Below are 14,184 nucleotides of genomic sequence, written 5' to 3'. Positions count from 1 at the left end.
TATGGGACAAAAAGTAAATCCTATTGGAATGCGAGTTGGCGTGATTCGCGACTGGCAATCAAGATGGTATGCAGACGATAAAAAATTCGGTGACACATTGATGGAAGATGTGAAGATCCGTGAACATATCGAAGGATACTATAAGAAATTAGCCGATAAAGCTGTGGATCGTCGTAAAGCAGATCCTCAAATTTCACGTATTGAAATTGAACGTAGTAAGAATCGTTTGGTGATCATCGTTCGTACTGGACATCCTGGTGTTGTCATTGGTGCGGAAGGTAAATCCATCGAAGGATTAAAGAAACAAATCGAAAAGATGACTTCTGCAAAATATGTACAAATCAATGTTGTAGAAGTTGCCAATCCAAACTTAGATGCACGTTTAGTTGCTCGTTGGATCGCTGATCAATTAGAAGCTCGTCGTAGCTTCCGTGCAACGCAGAAAAAAGCCATCCAGAATACAATGCGTGCTGGTGCCAAAGGTATCAAAACAAGTGTTTCTGGTCGTTTAGGTGGAGCCGATATGGCTCGTACCGAAGGTTATGCAGAAGGTGTCGTACCTCTACATACACTTCGTAGTGATATTGATTATGCCATTGAAGAAGCAGCCACTCAATATGGTAAAGTTGGTGTAAAAGTATGGATCTGCCGTGGTGAAGTTTTACCTGGTGAAATGGTAAAAGAACCAGAAGCACCAAAACAACGTCCTCGTCGTCGTCGTAAAAACTTCAACAATAAGCGTCCTCAAAATCGTGCACCAAAGCAAGTTGCTGCACCTGCTGATAAAGGAGGTAACGAATAATGTTGATGCCTAAAAGAACAAAGTATCGTCGTCCACATCGTTTAAGCTACGAAGGTCGTAGTAAAGCTGGACGTTCGATTGACTTTGGAGAATATGGATTAGTTGCTGAATCTGGTAACTATGTTAGTAACCGTCAAATCGAAGCAGCCCGTGTTGCCATGACTCGTTATATGAAACGTGGTGGAGATGTATATATTCGTATCTTCCCTCATATGGCTCGTACAAAGAAACCTCTTGAAGTACGTATGGGATCTGGTAAAGGTGCTCCTGAAGGATGGGTAGCCGTTGTTCAACCTGGTCGAGTTTTATTTGAAATTGGTGGTGTACCTGAAGAAGTAGCTCGCGAAGCACTTCGTTTAGCTGCACATAAGCTACCAGTTAAGACTCGTTTTGCTAGAAAAGGAGAAGTGAAATAATGTTAGCTAAAGAAATTCGCGAAAAAACGAATGAAGAATTACAAGCACAAATTAGTACACTCAAAGATGAATTATTCAATCTTCGTTTCCAGCAAGCTACTGGTCAGTTAGAAAACACTGCTCGTTTGAAAACTGTTAAGAAAGACATCGCTCGAATCAAGACTGTATTGACAGAGCGTGCCAATGCAGGTCAAGAATAGGGAGGATCTTTGAATGGAAAGAAATGCACGTAAGGTTTATCGTGGACGTGTTGTATCCGATAAAATGGATAAGACGATCACGGTAAAAGTCGAAACAAAGAAAACGCATCCATTATATGGAAAGCGTGTAGAATATTCTAAGAAATTGAAAGCACACGATGAAAACAATGAAGCTTCCATCGGCGATATTGTAGAAATCATGGAAACGCGTCCATTATCTGCTACAAAACGTTACCGTTTAGTGAAGATCGTTGAAAAAGCTCGTGTTTAATATCAGGAGGAGACGAAACTATGATTCAAAATGAAAGTCGTCTACGCGTCGCTGATAATACGGGAGCTAGAGAAGTATTAGTTATCCGTTGCCTTGGCGGAAGCGTTAGAAAAACAGCAAATATCGGTGACGTCGTTGTAGGTACTGTTAAACAGGCTACTCCTGGTGGATCCGTTAAAAAAGGTGATGTTGTAAAGGGTGTAATCGTACGTTCTAAATATGGTGTTCGCCGTGACAATGGAACATACATTCGCTTTGATGATAATGCATTAGTTATTATTAATGCTGATAAGACGCCAAAAGGAACTCGTATCTTTGGACCAGTTGCTCGTGAATTACGTGATGCTGGTTACATGAAGATCGTATCCTTAGCGCCGGAAGTACTATAGGAGGTGTGCCCAGTGAGAATTAAAACAGGTGATACAGTTAAGGTCATTACAGGTGCTTACAAAGGCACAATCGGAAAAGTAACAAAAGCCTTCCCTAAAGAAGACAAAGTCATCGTGGAAGGTGTAAACATGGTCAAAAAGCATATGCGTCCAACGCAACAAGATCCTGAAGGTGGAATTATTGAAAAGGAAGCTAAGATCCATGTTTCCAATGTCATGCTTTACGATGAAAAAGCGAAAGTAGCTAGTCGTATTCGCATGGAAGAAAAAGATGGAAAGAAAGTTCGCGTCTACAAGAAAACCGGCGCGGAAGTAAAGTAGGAGGGTATCTATGAATCGTTTATATGAAAAATATACAAATGAAGTTGTCCCTCAGATGATGAAAGATTTCAACTATACTTCAATCATGGAAGTACCAAAGATTGAAAAAGTAGTTGTTAATATTGGTGTCGGTGATGCTATTGCCAACTCGAAATACTTAGATGAAGCTGTTGAAGAATTAGCAGCTATCACTGGACAAGCACCCGTTGTTACAAAGGCAAAGAAATCCATTGCCAACTTTAAGTTGCGTGAAGGAATGCCTATTGGATGTAAAGTTACTTTGCGTTCGGAAAAGATGTACGAATTCTTAGATAAGTTGTTCAATATCTCTTTACCTCGTGTACGTGACTTCCGTGGTGTAAGTGATACAAGTTTTGATGGCCGTGGAAACTATACATTAGGTATCAAAGAACAAGTCATCTTCCCTGAAATTGATTTTGATAAAGTCAATCGCACACGTGGTATGGATATTGTTATTGTTACAACTGCCAATACCAATGAAGAGTCAAAGGCATTATTAAAAGGTATGGGAATGCCTTTTAAGAAGTAGGAGGATGATGAAATGGCTAAAAAAGCAATGATCAATAAACAACAACGTCCTCAAAAATTTAAAGTTCGTGAATATACTCGTTGCGAACGTTGTGGACGTCCACATGCCGTATTAAGAAAATATAAAGTATGTCGTATTTGCTTCAGAGAATTGGCTTATCAAGGTCAGATTCCTGGTGTAAAGAAGGCTAGCTGGTAAGGAGGCAAATTGCAATGAACATGACAGATCCAATTGCAGATATGCTAACAAGAATTCGTAATGCTTTGGTTCAAAAGCATGATGTTGTAAGCATGCCTGTATCAAAAGAAAAAAAGGCAATTGCTAAGATCTTGAAAGAAGAAGGTTTTATCACTGACTATGCTATTGAAGGTGATGGACAATTTAAAGAATTAACAATTACTTTGAAATATACAGAAGACAAACAACGTGTTATTAGCGGTCTTCGTCGTATTTCAAAACCTGGTCTTCGTGTCTATGCACATGCAGATGAATTGCCTCGTGTATTGAACGGATTAGGAATTGCCATTATTTCAACAAGTAATGGTGTTATGACAGATCGTGAAGCAAGAAAACAACACGTTGGTGGCGAAGTTCTTGCTTACATATGGTAAGACAATAGGAGGAAAATAAATGTCACGTATCGGGAATAAACTGATTACCATTCCTGAAAAAGTAACGGTTGATGTTGCTAACGGGAATGAGGTGACTGTTAAAGGACCTAAGGGAACTTTAACTCGTACATTCTCTGACTTGATGGATATTCAAGTGAAAGATGGTGTAGTCACTGTAAAGCGTCCAAATGATGAAAAACGCACAAAGCAATTACACGGAACCACTCGTGCTTTGTTGCACAACATGGTTGTTGGAGTTTCTGAAGGTTTCACAAAAGAATTAGAACTAGTTGGTATCGGTTTCCGTGCCGCTGTTAAAGGGAAACAATTGGAAATGCAAATTGGTTACTCTCATAAAGTATTGGTTGATATTCCAGAAGGAATCACTTGTACTTGTGGAAGTGCTACTGAAGTAAAAGTTGAAGGAATCGATAAGCAACAAGTTGGTGAATTTGCTGCTGAAATTCGTGCCGCTCGTAAACCAGAACCTTACAAGGGTAAAGGTATCCGTTACAAAGGAGAACATATCCGTCGTAAGGAAGGTAAAACAGCTGGTAAGTAGTGGGAAAGGAGATAAATATTTATGGTCAATAAAAAATCACGTAATGCAGAACGTATTCGTCGTCATAAACGTGTACGTACAAAAATTAGCGGAACTCCTGAATGCCCACGCTTAAATGTTTTCAGAAGTAACGCAAACATCGAAGTACAAGTTATCGATGATGTAAATCGTACAACATTGGTCAGTGCTTCAAGTGTTCAAATGAAATTAGAAAATGGTGGCAACGTAGAAGCAGCTCGTCAAGTTGGCGCTGAAATTGCGAAACGTGCCCAAGAAAAAGGCATCAAACATGTTGTATTCGACCGTGGTGGATATGTTTACACAGGTCGTGTTAAAGCATTAGCCGAAGCCGCTCGTGAAGCCGGCTTGGAATTTTAGGAGGTCACACCATGGCAATGAATAGAAAACCAAGAAGAGACCACGACGAATTTGAAGAACAAGTTGTTCAAATCAACCGTGTAACAAAAGTTGTTAAGGGTGGACGTCGTTTCCGCTTTGCTGCTTTGGTTGTTGTTGGCGATCACAATGGTCGTGTTGGAATGGGTACAGGAAAAGCAAACGAAGTTCCTGATGCCATTCGTAAAGCAAGTGAAAATGCACGTAAGAATGTATTTACTGTTCCCGTTATCAACAATACGATTCCACATGCTGTAACAGGTAAATATGGAGCTGGTGAAGTATTTATGCATCCAGCTGCTGGTGGTACTGGTGTTATCGCTGGTGGTGCTACTCGTGCTGTATTGGAATTAGCAGGAATTAGTGATGTTATCACAAAATGCTTAGGCTCTCGTACGAAGATCAACGTTGTTCGTGCAACTGTTGAAGGTTTGAAGAGCTTACGTACTGTAGAAGAAGTCGCTGCTATTCGTGATAAGAAAGTTAGCGAAATTCGCGGTTAATTAGGAGGATGTACAAATGAAATTAGAAGAAATGAAATCAAATGGCCATCGTTCCAAACGTAACCGTGTTGGACGTGGTCCAGGAAGTGGAAATGGTAAAACTTCTGGACGTGGTCAAAAAGGTCAAAAATCAAGAAGTGGCGGAGGTGTTCGTTTAGGTTTCGAAGGTGGCCAAACAACATTAGCACGTCGTCTTCCAAAACGTGGTTTCACAAACTTCAATCGTAAAGAATATGCGATCGTAAATGTGGAAACATTGAATAAATATGATGACGGAACCGTTGTCAATGCCGCTTTGTTATTAGAAGACAAAGTCATTAAAAAAGAATTATCTGGATTGAAGATTTTAGGTAATGGTGAATTGACGAAGAAGTTAACAGTGCAAGCTGCTAAGTTCTCAGCATCAGCTAAAGAAGCAATCGAAAAAGCAGGCGGAACGGCTGAGGTTATTTAAAAATGTTTAGAAGCATCAAGGCAATGATTGTAAACAAAGATATTCGTAATCGAATTTTGTTTACGCTCTTTGCCTTCTTTGTGTATCGATTCGGATCAACCATTACGATTCCTGATGTAGATACAGCAGAGTTAATGGCTGGTATACAAAATAACTCTTTATTTGAAATGATCAACCTTTTGGGTGGTGGTGGATTGGATCAATTCTCCATCTTCGCACTTGGTGTAACACCATATATCACAGCTTCCATCATTATGCAGTTGTTGAGTATGGATGTCATCCCATCTTTAACAGAGTTATCGAAAAGTGGTGCACAAGGACGTAAGAAAATCGATAAATATACGCGCTATTTAGCTGTAATCTTTGCCTTTGTTCAGTCCATTTCATTGGTTTATGGCTTCTCCAAAACCTATACAACATTGATTGTTGGTGGTGTGACACTGAGTAAAGTTTTATATATTTCGACGATTTTCACGGCTGGTTCTTTATTCCTCGTATGGATTGGAGACCAAATTTCATTAAAAGGTATCGGTAATGGTATTTCCATGGTCATCATGGCAGGTATCGTTGGTCGTATGCCACGTCAATTTAGTTCTGCTTGGAAATCTTTGATTGGTTCAAATACAAAAAATGGAGTTTGGTTGTTTGTAGGCTACGTAGTCGTTTACTTAGTGATTATCATCTTTGTCACGTTGATCAACACAGCAGAACGTCGTATTCCTATTCAATATACTTCCAGTTCTATTGAATTGAGTAAACGTAGTGATTCAAACTATTTACCATTAAAAGTCAATTCGGCAAGCGTTATTCCTGTCATCTTTGCATCGTCTTTAATGATGGCACCGCTACAAATTGCCACTTTCTTAGATAAAACTGATTTTGTGAACGCCGTACAAGATTGGCTAGGACTAAGTACTTGGTATTCGCTTGTTATTTATGTTGTATTGATCATCTTCTTTACCTTCTTCTATACGAAGATGCAAGTAGATCCAGAAAAATTAGCAGAAAACCTTGGTAAATCGGGTGCATATATTCCCAATATTCGTCCAGGAACCGAAACGAAGACATATGTGAATCATATTCTGACTCGTATTACGGTCTTTGGTTCCATTGCGTTGGCGTTTATCTCAGTTATGCCACATGTCATGCCTATTCTGTGGCCAGAAATGCCATCGAGCATGGCTCTGGGAGGTACCGGTTTAATTATCGTTGTTGGTGTTGCTATTGAAACGGTACGCCAAGTTCAAGGTTTGATTACACAAAAATCTTACAAAAAATACTATCAAGACTAAAATATAATAAGTAGGAGTAAAAAAATGAATATGTTGATTATGGGAGCTCCGGGAGCAGGAAAAGGTACTTTCTCTCGTTTGCTTCGTGAAGAATTAAATTTAAATCACATTTCTACAGGTGACATCTTCCGTGAGAATATCTCGAAAGGAACGCCCCTGGGATTGGAAGCTAAGTCATATACAGAACAAGGAAAATTAGTTCCAGATTCTGTCACAAACAAAATGGTCAAAGACTATTTAGAAAATCTTACTGATAAAAAGAATGGATATCTATTGGATGGTTATCCTCGTACGATCGATCAAGCTAAGGCATTTGAAGAAATGACTAAGGGCACCGATTTGGCTGTAGATACTGTCTTGGTTATGGATGTACCATTCGAAGAATTGACTCGTCGTATCACGGGTCGTCGTAGTTGTCCAAAATGTGGTGAAATCTATAATATCTATTCGAACCCTCCAAAAGTTGAAGGTGTTTGTGATCATGATGGTACAGCTTTGACACAACGTAAAGATGATAATGAAGAATCATTGAAAACACGTTTGGATGAGTATTCAAAGAATACCGAACCAGTCATTGGTTACTATGATGAAAAAGGATTGGTCTCTCATGTCGATGCTTTGGGAGATAAAGATGAGATTTGGACACGTATTAAAAAAGTCTTGAATATCTAAATGATTGCGCTTATAATATATAAGCGCAATTCTTGCGTTTTAGTAAGTACCACATTTCTATTAAAATCCGCATGAAGACATACGCATTTTAACAGGGCTTAAATATGTGGTTGGAAAGGAAACAAAAATGAAAGTAAGACCATCCGTAAAACCAATGTGCGATAAATGTCGAGTCATTCGACGTAAGGGAAGAGTCATGGTAATCTGTGAGAACCCAAAGCACAAACAGAGACAAGGAAACTAACAGGAGGAAAAAATGGCACGTATTGCAGGTGTAGATATTCCAAACAATAAGCGTGTAGTGGTTTCATTGACATATATCTATGGCATTGGAAACAGTACCGCAAAGAAAGTATTGGAAAGCGCAAATGTCAGTGAAGATATTCGAGTAAAAGATCTGACAGATGAGCAGATGAATGCGATCCGAAAAGAGATTGACAACATCAAAGTGGAAGGAGATCTTCGACGCGAAGTCCAATTGAACATCAAACGATTGATGGAGATTGGATGTTATCGAGGAATCCGACATAGAAAAGGATTGCCCGTACGAGGACAGAGAACGAAGACCAATGCGCGTACGCGTAAAGGAAAAGCCAAGACAGTGGCAAACAAGAAGAAGTAGGGAGGTTGTGTAGAGTATGGCACAGAAGAAAACCAAAGCGAAACGTCGTGCAAAGAAGAATGTTGCGCGTGGAGTTGCACATATCCACTCAACTTTCAACAACACGATCGTAACGATTACAGATGAACAAGGAAATGCTGTATCATGGTCCAGTGCAGGAGCATTAGGCTTCAAAGGAAGCCGCAAGAGCACACCATATGCTGCACAGTTAGCAGGAGAAGCAGCTGGAAAAGCGGCAGCCGATCATGGTATGAAGACGGTAAGTGTAGAGATCAAAGGACCAGGTCCAGGACGAGAAGCAGCGGTACGTGCTTTGCAGGTAGCCGGACTTGAGATCAAAATGATCAATGATGTTACACCAATTCCACATAATGGATGTCGTCCACCAAAACGACCTCGTGGATAAGAATCAATAATAAGGAGGTGCCCTTGTGACAACAAACTATACCATTCAAACCATTCAAGAAAACGATACCAAGGGAGAGTTTGTTTTTGAGCCAATTCAATATCAATTTGGAAGACCATTAGGCAATGCATTACGTCGTGTATTGATTTCTTCCGTTCCTGGTGGAGCTATTTTTAACCTTCAAATTGATGGCATTTATCATGAATTTACCGGAATCGAAGGTGTGGCTGAAGATGCATCGGCCATCATCTTGAATTTAAAACAATTGATTATAAAAATTGATATCCATGATAATGACGTATACACATTGCGCATTGACAAAAAAGGTCCTTATAAAGTGTATGCCCGAGACATTGAATGTCCAACAGGCGTCAGCATTTTAAATCCGGATCTATATATTTGTACAGTGGCTGATGGTGGTTCTTTTTATGCAACGATGCAAGCCCGTTTAGGACGTGGCTATGTCGGTGCAGAAGCAAATAAACACCTTTATCAAGGGGATAATCAACCTCTAGGTTTGATTTATACAGATTCATTGTATGCACCCGTATCGAATGTGAATTATCATGTCGATACAATGGATGTAGATGGTGTAAAAGCGGATAAGTTAACGATGGGAATTACGACAGATGGCACATTGAAGCCTTCTGAAGCTTTATCTATCGCAAGTAAGATTTTGCGCGATCATTTAGCTATCATTCGTGATGTGGATGAAGATACCATTGACTTAGAAGAAACACCAGAAATCGAAGTAGAAACACAAGCCAATCCAGCGCAACAAAAAATGATCGAAGATTTGGAATTAAGTGTTCGTTCATACAATTGTTTAAAACGTGCTGGAATTACGACAGTGGATGAATTAACCCAAAAAACGGAAGAAGAAATGATCCATGTCCGTAACTTAGGTAAGAAATCACTTCAAGAAGTTAAAGATAAAATGGCTGCTTTGGGATTGAGTTTCCGAGCATCCAATGAATAAATAGGAGGATCACGATGCAGAATCGTAAATTAGGTCGTACTGCAGATCATCGTAAGGCTTTGTTGCGTAACATGGCTACTTCTTTGATTGAAGCAGAACAATTGGAAACGACAGAAATGAAAGCGAAAGAACTATCTGCTGTCATGGATCACTTGATCACATTAGCGAAACAAAATGATTTAGCGGCTCGTCGTAGTGCAGCTGCCTATGTTCGCAATGTAGAAGTGGACGACAATGGAACAACCGCTTTACAAAAATTGTTTAACGAAATTGGACCTGCCTATGCAGATCGTAATGGTGGATATACACGCGTAGTCAAAACGAGAATTCGTCGTGGCGATGCAGCGCCAATGGCCATCGTTGAATTGGTGAAGTAGAACTTTCTACTTCACTTTTTTTGAAAGGGAGAAGTTATGGCCGATATTAAAGAATTAGAACAATATGCGATGGAACATGGCATACCCATTATTCAAGATGAAGGATTGAAATTATTGAAACAAAAAATCATTGAATATGATTGCCATTCTTTTTTAGAAATTGGTACGGCCATTGGTCGTACGGCCTTGGTTGTTGCTGATCTTGTGGATCCGATGCGTGTGGTGACGATTGAGAGAGATCCACAAATGATTGAACAAGCCAAAGCCAATTTGGAAGGTCACACCAATATTCAATTGATTGAAGGCGATGCCTTAGAAGTTCCATTACCAAAAGGTCCATTTGATTGTATTTTTATCGATGCCGCCAAAGCCCAGTATATTCGGTTTTTTACAAAATTTTGTCCTTTATTATCAGAGAATGGTATAATTATCTCAGATAATATGAACTTTCATGGTCTTGTTGATCATCCAGAACGCACACACAATCGAAATACAAAAGCGTTGGTTCGAAAAATAAGAGGATATCGAGAGTTCTTGATGGCTTTGTCTGATTATGAAACGAAGCTTTATGATCAAGGCGATGGAGTAGCCATCACGAAGCGAAAGAAGGGCAAATAATAATGAAATTTCTAAAATGGATCCTTGCATTAGCTGCCGTAGCTGGTGCTGGTGTGGCCGTCACACAAAAAGTAAAAAAAGAAAAAGAAAAGAAAGATGAATTGGATGAATTTTTAGTTCCAAATCAGGATGAACCGATTGTTTATGATGTACCAAGTCGTGGCGATGATAAAATGAAAGAAGCCATCCATAGCTTAGAAAATCATAAGCCACAAACGAAGTATTTCACCTTTACTGTTGCGGATGCGGATCATGCACATACGTTCCAAAAAGCAGCGGCAGAATTAGAGTTATCCAGTTCGTATGATAGTGAGAAACAAGAAGTCGAAATTGAATACAACGGTAACTTCGATGATGATGATTTGAACTTGTTGCAGGTACAATTGAGCGAAATTTGCTTACAAGCCGATGCAACATTTAAAGAAATGCATGATTAAGGGATATTGTTTTATCCCTTTTTTTTATTTATAATAAATAAGCTATGCATAGATAGGAGATATCCCATGGAAAATGCTATTGAAGTCTCTCATCTTTCCTTTGCTTATACAGAAGAAGCAGAAACGATAAAGGATGTTTCTTTTACGATTCCTAAGGGAAGTTATACAACTATTATTGGTCATAATGGATCAGGAAAGAGTACGATTGCGAAGTTGATCATTGGTTTATTGGGTGCAAAAAGCGGTACGATCAAGATCTTGGATCAAGTTGTTTCCCCTGAGACCATTTATGAATTACGATCCCATGTTGGGATTGTTTTTCAAAATCCAGATAACCAATTTATTGGTTCAACCGTAGCGGATGATATTGCATTTGGATTAGAAAATCATTGTGTACCACAGGAACAAATGCAAGATTTAATCGACAAAAGTGCTGCTGCCGTTGGTATGACCGATTTTTTGGATGCGGAACCCACGCATTTATCCGGTGGACAAAAACAACGTGTAGCGATTGCTGGTATTTTGGCAATGGCACCGGAAATCATCATTTTTGATGAATCGACCAGCATGTTGGATCCACAAGGAAAGGCAAGCATTAATCAGGAAATCAATCATTTACATCAATCGCGGGATATCACGATTCTATCGATTACACATGATATGGAAGAAGTAGCACAGTCCGAACATGTCATTGTCTTGAATCAGGGCAAAATTGAAATGGAAGGAACACCAAAAGAAATATTTGCGCATCCCGATTTGTTGAAAAATATGCAGTTGGATATTCCTTTTGCGTTAAAGTTTTCCAAATATCTTCAATCCAAAGGCATATTGCACGAAGATATTTTGACATTAGATAAGGTGGTGGATGCTATATGTCAATTGAAATCAACGGATTAGAACATGTATATAGTCCCAATACGCTTTTTGAACATGCTGCTTTAAAAGGAATTGATTGTAGTATTGCCGAAGGAAAAGTAACTGCCATTATTGGACAGACAGGTTCGGGAAAGTCGACTTTGGTGCAACACTTAAATGGTTTGTTGGTGCCAACAGGTGGTAGTTTAGATATTTGTGGTTTTCATATTCAACCCTTATTGAAAATAAAAGACATCAAAGAATTACGTAGAAAAGTGGGACTTGTCTTTCAATTTCCAGAATATCAATTGTTTGAAGAAACGATTGAAAAAGATATTGCGTTTGGACCTAAAAATTTTGGGACATCAGAAGAAGATGCACTGAAATTGGTTCGTAAAGTTTTACCCATGGTTGGTTTGGATGAATCATATCTAGATCGTTCTCCATTTGAATTGAGTGGAGGTCAAAAACGAAGAGTTGCCATTGCAGGCATCTTGATTTTGGATCCGGAAGTATTGGTTTTGGATGAACCAACGGCTGGTTTAGATCCACAAGGTGCCAAAGAAATGATGACTTTGTTTATGAATCTCAATCGCAAATTGAATAAAACGGTTTTATTGGTTACGCATGATATGAATCATGTCATGAATTATTGTGATGATGTCATGGTCTTAGATCATGGGAAGTTAAAACATAAATCGGATGTACAAACCTTCTTTGAACATCCGGATTGGATGATCAATATTGGCATTGAACCACCCGCATTGATTCGTTTGAAAATGGCGCTCCAAGCCAAAGGATTTGATATTCCCGATGATGTCCTTACTTTGGAAGCTTTGGGTAATTGTATAGAGAAGCAGGTGAAAGCACATGAATAGTATTGCTCTGGGACGTTATATGCCTTTGGATTCCGTTGTTCATAAAATGGATCCACGCTCAAAAATCATGATCATGTTGCTTTTGATGATTGCTATTTTTATTCCAGCCGGTGCTTGGGGATATGTTCTTGTTGCTGCCTTTATTGCGGTATGTTTGGTCTTATCCAAATTAAGCATTAACTATGCGTTTCGGGCCATGAAACCCATGATTTGGATGATGGTCTTCTTATTTGTAATCAATGTCTTTGCGATTCGTACAGGTTATGTGATGGTTAGTCTAGGACCTGTGAATATTTATTCAGGAGCTGTCTATCAAACCTTGTATATCGTGGTTCGTTTAATGATGATGATCGTGATCACAACGGTATTAACGGCAACAACCAAACCGCTTGATTTAACTTTAGGTATCGAAAAACTACTTCATCCCTTTGAAAAAGTGGGGCTTCCTGCCCACATCATTGCGATGATGATTAGTATTGCGTTGCGTTTCATTCCTACTTTGATTGAAGAAACCCAACGAATCATGAATGCCCAAGCCAGTCGTGGGGTTGATATGGAAAATGGAACCTTCAAGGAAAAGATCAAAGCTATCTTATCGTTGATCGTGCCTTTGTTTGTATCGGCTTTTGATCGTGCCGATCAATTGGCCAATGCGATGGAAGCACGTGGATATGATCCCAATAAACAAAGAACGAGATATAAAGTTTTAAAAATGACATCGCTTGATTATGTAGGATTGGTCATGAGCTGTGTTGTTTTAGGGGCTACCATTGCGATTGGAGTACTTCTATGATTTATAAAGCCATTGTTGCGTATGATGGCTGGAATTATGCCGGATGGCAGAAACAAGTCAATGCAGTAGGCATTCAAGAAGTGATTGAAAAGGCGTTGTTTAAGATCAACCGCAAAGAAACGAGAATCGTTGCCAGTGGGCGAACCGATGCAAAGGTACATGCATGGGGCCAAGTCTTTCATTTTGTACCGCTGGATTCCATGTCACCTCATGCGTATTTTCAAGCGTTAAATACTGTGTTGCCAAAAGATATCCGGATCCAATCGATAGAAAAGGTTCCGGATTCTTTTCATGCTCGGTTTTCCGTTCAATCCAAACGCTATGATTTCATTTGTACGACCAATGCCAAAGATCCATTTGCGTATCGATATAAACAATTGGTTTGGCAAAATTTAGATATTGATTTGATGAAAATGGCTTCAAAATATCTTTTAGGTACCCATGATTTTACGAGCTTTTGTTCGAGTCGTGTAGAGGCGGATAAACCAAAAGTAAAAACGATTACGAAAATTGAGATACGAGTGGAAGGACAAGATATTCGAACCATTTTTGAGGGAACCGGTTTTTTACGGTATCAAGTACGGATGATGATGGGTACATTGATCGAAGTTGGAAAACATAAGTTGGAACCAGTTGATGTAAAGAAAATTTTAGAGGCAAAAAATAAAGAAGCTTGTCGTTATAATGCACAGCCACAAGGCCTTTACTTGATGAAAGTAAATTATTAAAGTTTCTCGTTGACTTTTGGGCTCCATTTCACTAAACTAATATTTGGCTAAT

General features: G+C 39.2%; 26 protein-coding genes. All 26 read left to right on the top strand.

Going from position 1 to position 14,184, the window contains the following annotated elements; translation table 11 throughout:
• Position 1 precedes the first annotated feature (1 nt).
• Positions 2 to 802 (top strand): 30S ribosomal protein S3, encoded by an 801-nt coding sequence (gene rpsC / locus EDX97_RS05460; protein ID WP_128520177.1) that lies wholly within the window; start codon positions 2 to 4, stop codon positions 800 to 802.
• The gene (rplP, locus tag EDX97_RS05455; RefSeq protein WP_128520176.1) at positions 802 to 1,218 is read left to right on the top strand and encodes a 50S ribosomal protein L16; all 417 of its coding nucleotides are present in this window, start codon (positions 802 to 804) and stop codon (positions 1,216 to 1,218) included. Before rpsC ends, rplP begins: the two co-directional genes overlap by 1 nt.
• The gene (gene rpmC / locus EDX97_RS05450) at positions 1,218 to 1,418 is read left to right on the top strand and encodes a 50S ribosomal protein L29 (RefSeq protein WP_128520175.1); all 201 of its coding nucleotides are present in this window, start codon (positions 1,218 to 1,220) and stop codon (positions 1,416 to 1,418) included. Before rplP ends, rpmC begins: the two co-directional genes overlap by 1 nt.
• A gap of 13 nt (positions 1,419 to 1,431) precedes the next feature.
• Complete coding sequence (gene rpsQ, locus EDX97_RS05445) at positions 1,432 to 1,689, top strand: 30S ribosomal protein S17 (RefSeq protein ID WP_128520174.1); 258 nt, start codon at positions 1,432 to 1,434, stop codon at positions 1,687 to 1,689.
• A gap of 20 nt (positions 1,690 to 1,709) precedes the next feature.
• Positions 1,710 to 2,078, top strand: a complete 369-nt coding sequence (gene rplN / locus EDX97_RS05440) for a 50S ribosomal protein L14 (protein WP_128520173.1) — start codon at positions 1,710 to 1,712, stop codon at positions 2,076 to 2,078.
• Between the two features lie 12 nt (positions 2,079 to 2,090).
• Complete coding sequence (gene rplX, locus EDX97_RS05435) at positions 2,091 to 2,399, top strand: 50S ribosomal protein L24 (RefSeq protein ID WP_128520172.1); 309 nt, start codon at positions 2,091 to 2,093, stop codon at positions 2,397 to 2,399.
• A 10-nt stretch (positions 2,400 to 2,409) separates the two neighbouring features.
• Entirely contained in the window at positions 2,410 to 2,949 is a 540-nt protein-coding gene (gene rplE, locus EDX97_RS05430; RefSeq protein ID WP_128520171.1) for a 50S ribosomal protein L5, read from the top strand.
• Positions 2,950 to 2,961: 12 nt separating this feature from the next.
• Entirely contained in the window at positions 2,962 to 3,147 is a 186-nt protein-coding gene (locus tag EDX97_RS05425; protein ID WP_128520170.1) for a type Z 30S ribosomal protein S14, read from the top strand.
• A gap of 14 nt (positions 3,148 to 3,161) precedes the next feature.
• On the top strand, positions 3,162 to 3,560 hold the full coding sequence (gene rpsH, locus EDX97_RS05420) for a 30S ribosomal protein S8 (protein WP_128520169.1): 399 nt from the start codon (positions 3,162 to 3,164) through the stop codon (positions 3,558 to 3,560).
• 19 nt (positions 3,561 to 3,579) lie between these two features.
• Positions 3,580 to 4,122 carry a 50S ribosomal protein L6 gene (gene rplF, locus EDX97_RS05415; protein WP_128520168.1) on the top strand — a complete coding sequence of 181 codons (543 nt, stop codon included), beginning with the start codon at positions 3,580 to 3,582 and terminating at the stop codon, positions 4,120 to 4,122.
• Positions 4,123 to 4,143: 21 nt separating this feature from the next.
• On the top strand, positions 4,144 to 4,500 hold the full coding sequence (rplR, locus tag EDX97_RS05410; protein WP_128520167.1) for a 50S ribosomal protein L18: 357 nt from the start codon (positions 4,144 to 4,146) through the stop codon (positions 4,498 to 4,500).
• Between the two features lie 17 nt (positions 4,501 to 4,517).
• Complete coding sequence (gene rpsE, locus EDX97_RS05405; protein WP_183164313.1) at positions 4,518 to 5,021, top strand: 30S ribosomal protein S5; 504 nt, start codon at positions 4,518 to 4,520, stop codon at positions 5,019 to 5,021.
• 16 nt (positions 5,022 to 5,037) lie between these two features.
• Entirely contained in the window at positions 5,038 to 5,475 is a 438-nt protein-coding gene (rplO, locus tag EDX97_RS05400; RefSeq protein ID WP_128520165.1) for a 50S ribosomal protein L15, read from the top strand.
• Positions 5,476 to 5,477: 2 nt separating this feature from the next.
• Positions 5,478 to 6,767, top strand: a complete 1,290-nt coding sequence (secY, locus tag EDX97_RS05395) for a preprotein translocase subunit SecY (protein WP_128520164.1) — start codon at positions 5,478 to 5,480, stop codon at positions 6,765 to 6,767.
• Between the two features lie 24 nt (positions 6,768 to 6,791).
• Positions 6,792 to 7,439 carry an adenylate kinase gene (locus EDX97_RS05390; RefSeq protein ID WP_128520163.1) on the top strand — a complete coding sequence of 216 codons (648 nt, stop codon included), beginning with the start codon at positions 6,792 to 6,794 and terminating at the stop codon, positions 7,437 to 7,439.
• 127 nt (positions 7,440 to 7,566) lie between these two features.
• A complete protein-coding gene (rpmJ, locus tag EDX97_RS05385) occupies positions 7,567 to 7,683 on the top strand; it encodes a 50S ribosomal protein L36 (RefSeq protein ID WP_081637596.1) in 117 nt (38 codons plus the stop codon).
• 12 nt (positions 7,684 to 7,695) lie between these two features.
• Positions 7,696 to 8,061 (top strand): 30S ribosomal protein S13, encoded by a 366-nt coding sequence (gene rpsM / locus EDX97_RS05380; protein WP_128519439.1) that lies wholly within the window; start codon positions 7,696 to 7,698, stop codon positions 8,059 to 8,061.
• Between the two features lie 16 nt (positions 8,062 to 8,077).
• The gene (gene rpsK, locus EDX97_RS05375; RefSeq protein ID WP_128519440.1) at positions 8,078 to 8,467 is read left to right on the top strand and encodes a 30S ribosomal protein S11; all 390 of its coding nucleotides are present in this window, start codon (positions 8,078 to 8,080) and stop codon (positions 8,465 to 8,467) included.
• 25 nt (positions 8,468 to 8,492) lie between these two features.
• Positions 8,493 to 9,446, top strand: a complete 954-nt coding sequence (locus EDX97_RS05370; RefSeq protein ID WP_128520162.1) for a DNA-directed RNA polymerase subunit alpha — start codon at positions 8,493 to 8,495, stop codon at positions 9,444 to 9,446.
• A gap of 14 nt (positions 9,447 to 9,460) precedes the next feature.
• Positions 9,461 to 9,823, top strand: a complete 363-nt coding sequence (gene rplQ / locus EDX97_RS05365; protein WP_128519442.1) for a 50S ribosomal protein L17 — start codon at positions 9,461 to 9,463, stop codon at positions 9,821 to 9,823.
• Between the two features lie 36 nt (positions 9,824 to 9,859).
• Positions 9,860 to 10,441 (top strand): O-methyltransferase, encoded by a 582-nt coding sequence (locus tag EDX97_RS05360; RefSeq protein ID WP_128520161.1) that lies wholly within the window; start codon positions 9,860 to 9,862, stop codon positions 10,439 to 10,441.
• A 2-nt stretch (positions 10,442 to 10,443) separates the two neighbouring features.
• Complete coding sequence (locus EDX97_RS05355) at positions 10,444 to 10,878, top strand: hypothetical protein (RefSeq protein WP_128520160.1); 435 nt, start codon at positions 10,444 to 10,446, stop codon at positions 10,876 to 10,878.
• Between the two features lie 66 nt (positions 10,879 to 10,944).
• Positions 10,945 to 11,775 carry an energy-coupling factor transporter ATPase gene (locus EDX97_RS05350; RefSeq protein WP_128520159.1) on the top strand — a complete coding sequence of 277 codons (831 nt, stop codon included), beginning with the start codon at positions 10,945 to 10,947 and terminating at the stop codon, positions 11,773 to 11,775.
• Positions 11,751 to 12,611, top strand: coding sequence for an energy-coupling factor transporter ATPase (locus tag EDX97_RS05345; protein WP_128520158.1), 861 nt, complete (start codon positions 11,751 to 11,753; stop codon positions 12,609 to 12,611). The genes EDX97_RS05350 and EDX97_RS05345 overlap by 25 nt, the downstream gene beginning before the upstream one ends.
• On the top strand, positions 12,604 to 13,404 hold the full coding sequence (locus EDX97_RS05340) for an energy-coupling factor transporter transmembrane component T family protein (protein ID WP_128520157.1): 801 nt from the start codon (positions 12,604 to 12,606) through the stop codon (positions 13,402 to 13,404). The genes EDX97_RS05345 and EDX97_RS05340 overlap by 8 nt, the downstream gene beginning before the upstream one ends.
• Entirely contained in the window at positions 13,401 to 14,132 is a 732-nt protein-coding gene (gene truA / locus EDX97_RS05335) for a tRNA pseudouridine(38-40) synthase TruA (protein ID WP_128520156.1), read from the top strand. The genes EDX97_RS05340 and truA overlap by 4 nt, the downstream gene beginning before the upstream one ends.
• Positions 14,133 to 14,184: the final 52 nt, after the last annotated feature.

The sequence above is a fragment of the Absicoccus porci genome, assembly GCF_003725415.1.
GTDB classification, from domain to species: domain Bacteria; phylum Bacillota_I; class Bacilli_A; order Erysipelotrichales; family Erysipelotrichaceae; genus Absicoccus; species Absicoccus porci.
Note: the sequence above shows the minus strand (reverse complement) of the source record. Positions and strands in the feature narration are given on the sequence as shown.

What these genes read in the sequence shown, in the direction of transcription:
- rpsC (WP_128520177.1), top strand. Translation starts at nt 2, where the DNA reads ATGGGACAAAAAGTAAATCCTATTGGAATGCGAGTTGGCGTGATTCGC.
- rplP (WP_128520176.1), top strand. Translation starts at nt 802, where the DNA reads ATGTTGATGCCTAAAAGAACAAAGTATCGTCGTCCACATCGTTTAAGC.
- rpmC (WP_128520175.1), top strand. Translation starts at nt 1,218, where the DNA reads ATGTTAGCTAAAGAAATTCGCGAAAAAACGAATGAAGAATTACAAGCA.
- rpsQ (WP_128520174.1), top strand. Translation starts at nt 1,432, where the DNA reads ATGGAAAGAAATGCACGTAAGGTTTATCGTGGACGTGTTGTATCCGAT.
- rplN (WP_128520173.1), top strand. Translation starts at nt 1,710, where the DNA reads ATGATTCAAAATGAAAGTCGTCTACGCGTCGCTGATAATACGGGAGCT.
- rplE (WP_128520171.1), top strand. Translation starts at nt 2,410, where the DNA reads ATGAATCGTTTATATGAAAAATATACAAATGAAGTTGTCCCTCAGATG.
- EDX97_RS05425 (WP_128520170.1), top strand. Translation starts at nt 2,962, where the DNA reads ATGGCTAAAAAAGCAATGATCAATAAACAACAACGTCCTCAAAAATTT.
- rpsH (WP_128520169.1), top strand. Translation starts at nt 3,162, where the DNA reads ATGAACATGACAGATCCAATTGCAGATATGCTAACAAGAATTCGTAAT.
- rplF (WP_128520168.1), top strand. Translation starts at nt 3,580, where the DNA reads ATGTCACGTATCGGGAATAAACTGATTACCATTCCTGAAAAAGTAACG.
- rplR (WP_128520167.1), top strand. Translation starts at nt 4,144, where the DNA reads ATGGTCAATAAAAAATCACGTAATGCAGAACGTATTCGTCGTCATAAA.
- rpsE (WP_183164313.1), top strand. Translation starts at nt 4,518, where the DNA reads ATGAATAGAAAACCAAGAAGAGACCACGACGAATTTGAAGAACAAGTT.
- rplO (WP_128520165.1), top strand. Translation starts at nt 5,038, where the DNA reads ATGAAATTAGAAGAAATGAAATCAAATGGCCATCGTTCCAAACGTAAC.
- secY (WP_128520164.1), top strand. Translation starts at nt 5,478, where the DNA reads ATGTTTAGAAGCATCAAGGCAATGATTGTAAACAAAGATATTCGTAAT.
- EDX97_RS05390 (WP_128520163.1), top strand. Translation starts at nt 6,792, where the DNA reads ATGAATATGTTGATTATGGGAGCTCCGGGAGCAGGAAAAGGTACTTTC.
- rpmJ (WP_081637596.1), top strand. Translation starts at nt 7,567, where the DNA reads ATGAAAGTAAGACCATCCGTAAAACCAATGTGCGATAAATGTCGAGTC.
- rpsM (WP_128519439.1), top strand. Translation starts at nt 7,696, where the DNA reads ATGGCACGTATTGCAGGTGTAGATATTCCAAACAATAAGCGTGTAGTG.
- rpsK (WP_128519440.1), top strand. Translation starts at nt 8,078, where the DNA reads ATGGCACAGAAGAAAACCAAAGCGAAACGTCGTGCAAAGAAGAATGTT.
- rplQ (WP_128519442.1), top strand. Translation starts at nt 9,461, where the DNA reads ATGCAGAATCGTAAATTAGGTCGTACTGCAGATCATCGTAAGGCTTTG.
- EDX97_RS05360 (WP_128520161.1), top strand. Translation starts at nt 9,860, where the DNA reads ATGGCCGATATTAAAGAATTAGAACAATATGCGATGGAACATGGCATA.
- EDX97_RS05355 (WP_128520160.1), top strand. Translation starts at nt 10,444, where the DNA reads ATGAAATTTCTAAAATGGATCCTTGCATTAGCTGCCGTAGCTGGTGCT.
- EDX97_RS05350 (WP_128520159.1), top strand. Translation starts at nt 10,945, where the DNA reads ATGGAAAATGCTATTGAAGTCTCTCATCTTTCCTTTGCTTATACAGAA.
- EDX97_RS05345 (WP_128520158.1), top strand. Translation starts at nt 11,751, where the DNA reads ATGTCAATTGAAATCAACGGATTAGAACATGTATATAGTCCCAATACG.
- EDX97_RS05340 (WP_128520157.1), top strand. Translation starts at nt 12,604, where the DNA reads ATGAATAGTATTGCTCTGGGACGTTATATGCCTTTGGATTCCGTTGTT.
- truA (WP_128520156.1), top strand. Translation starts at nt 13,401, where the DNA reads ATGATTTATAAAGCCATTGTTGCGTATGATGGCTGGAATTATGCCGGA.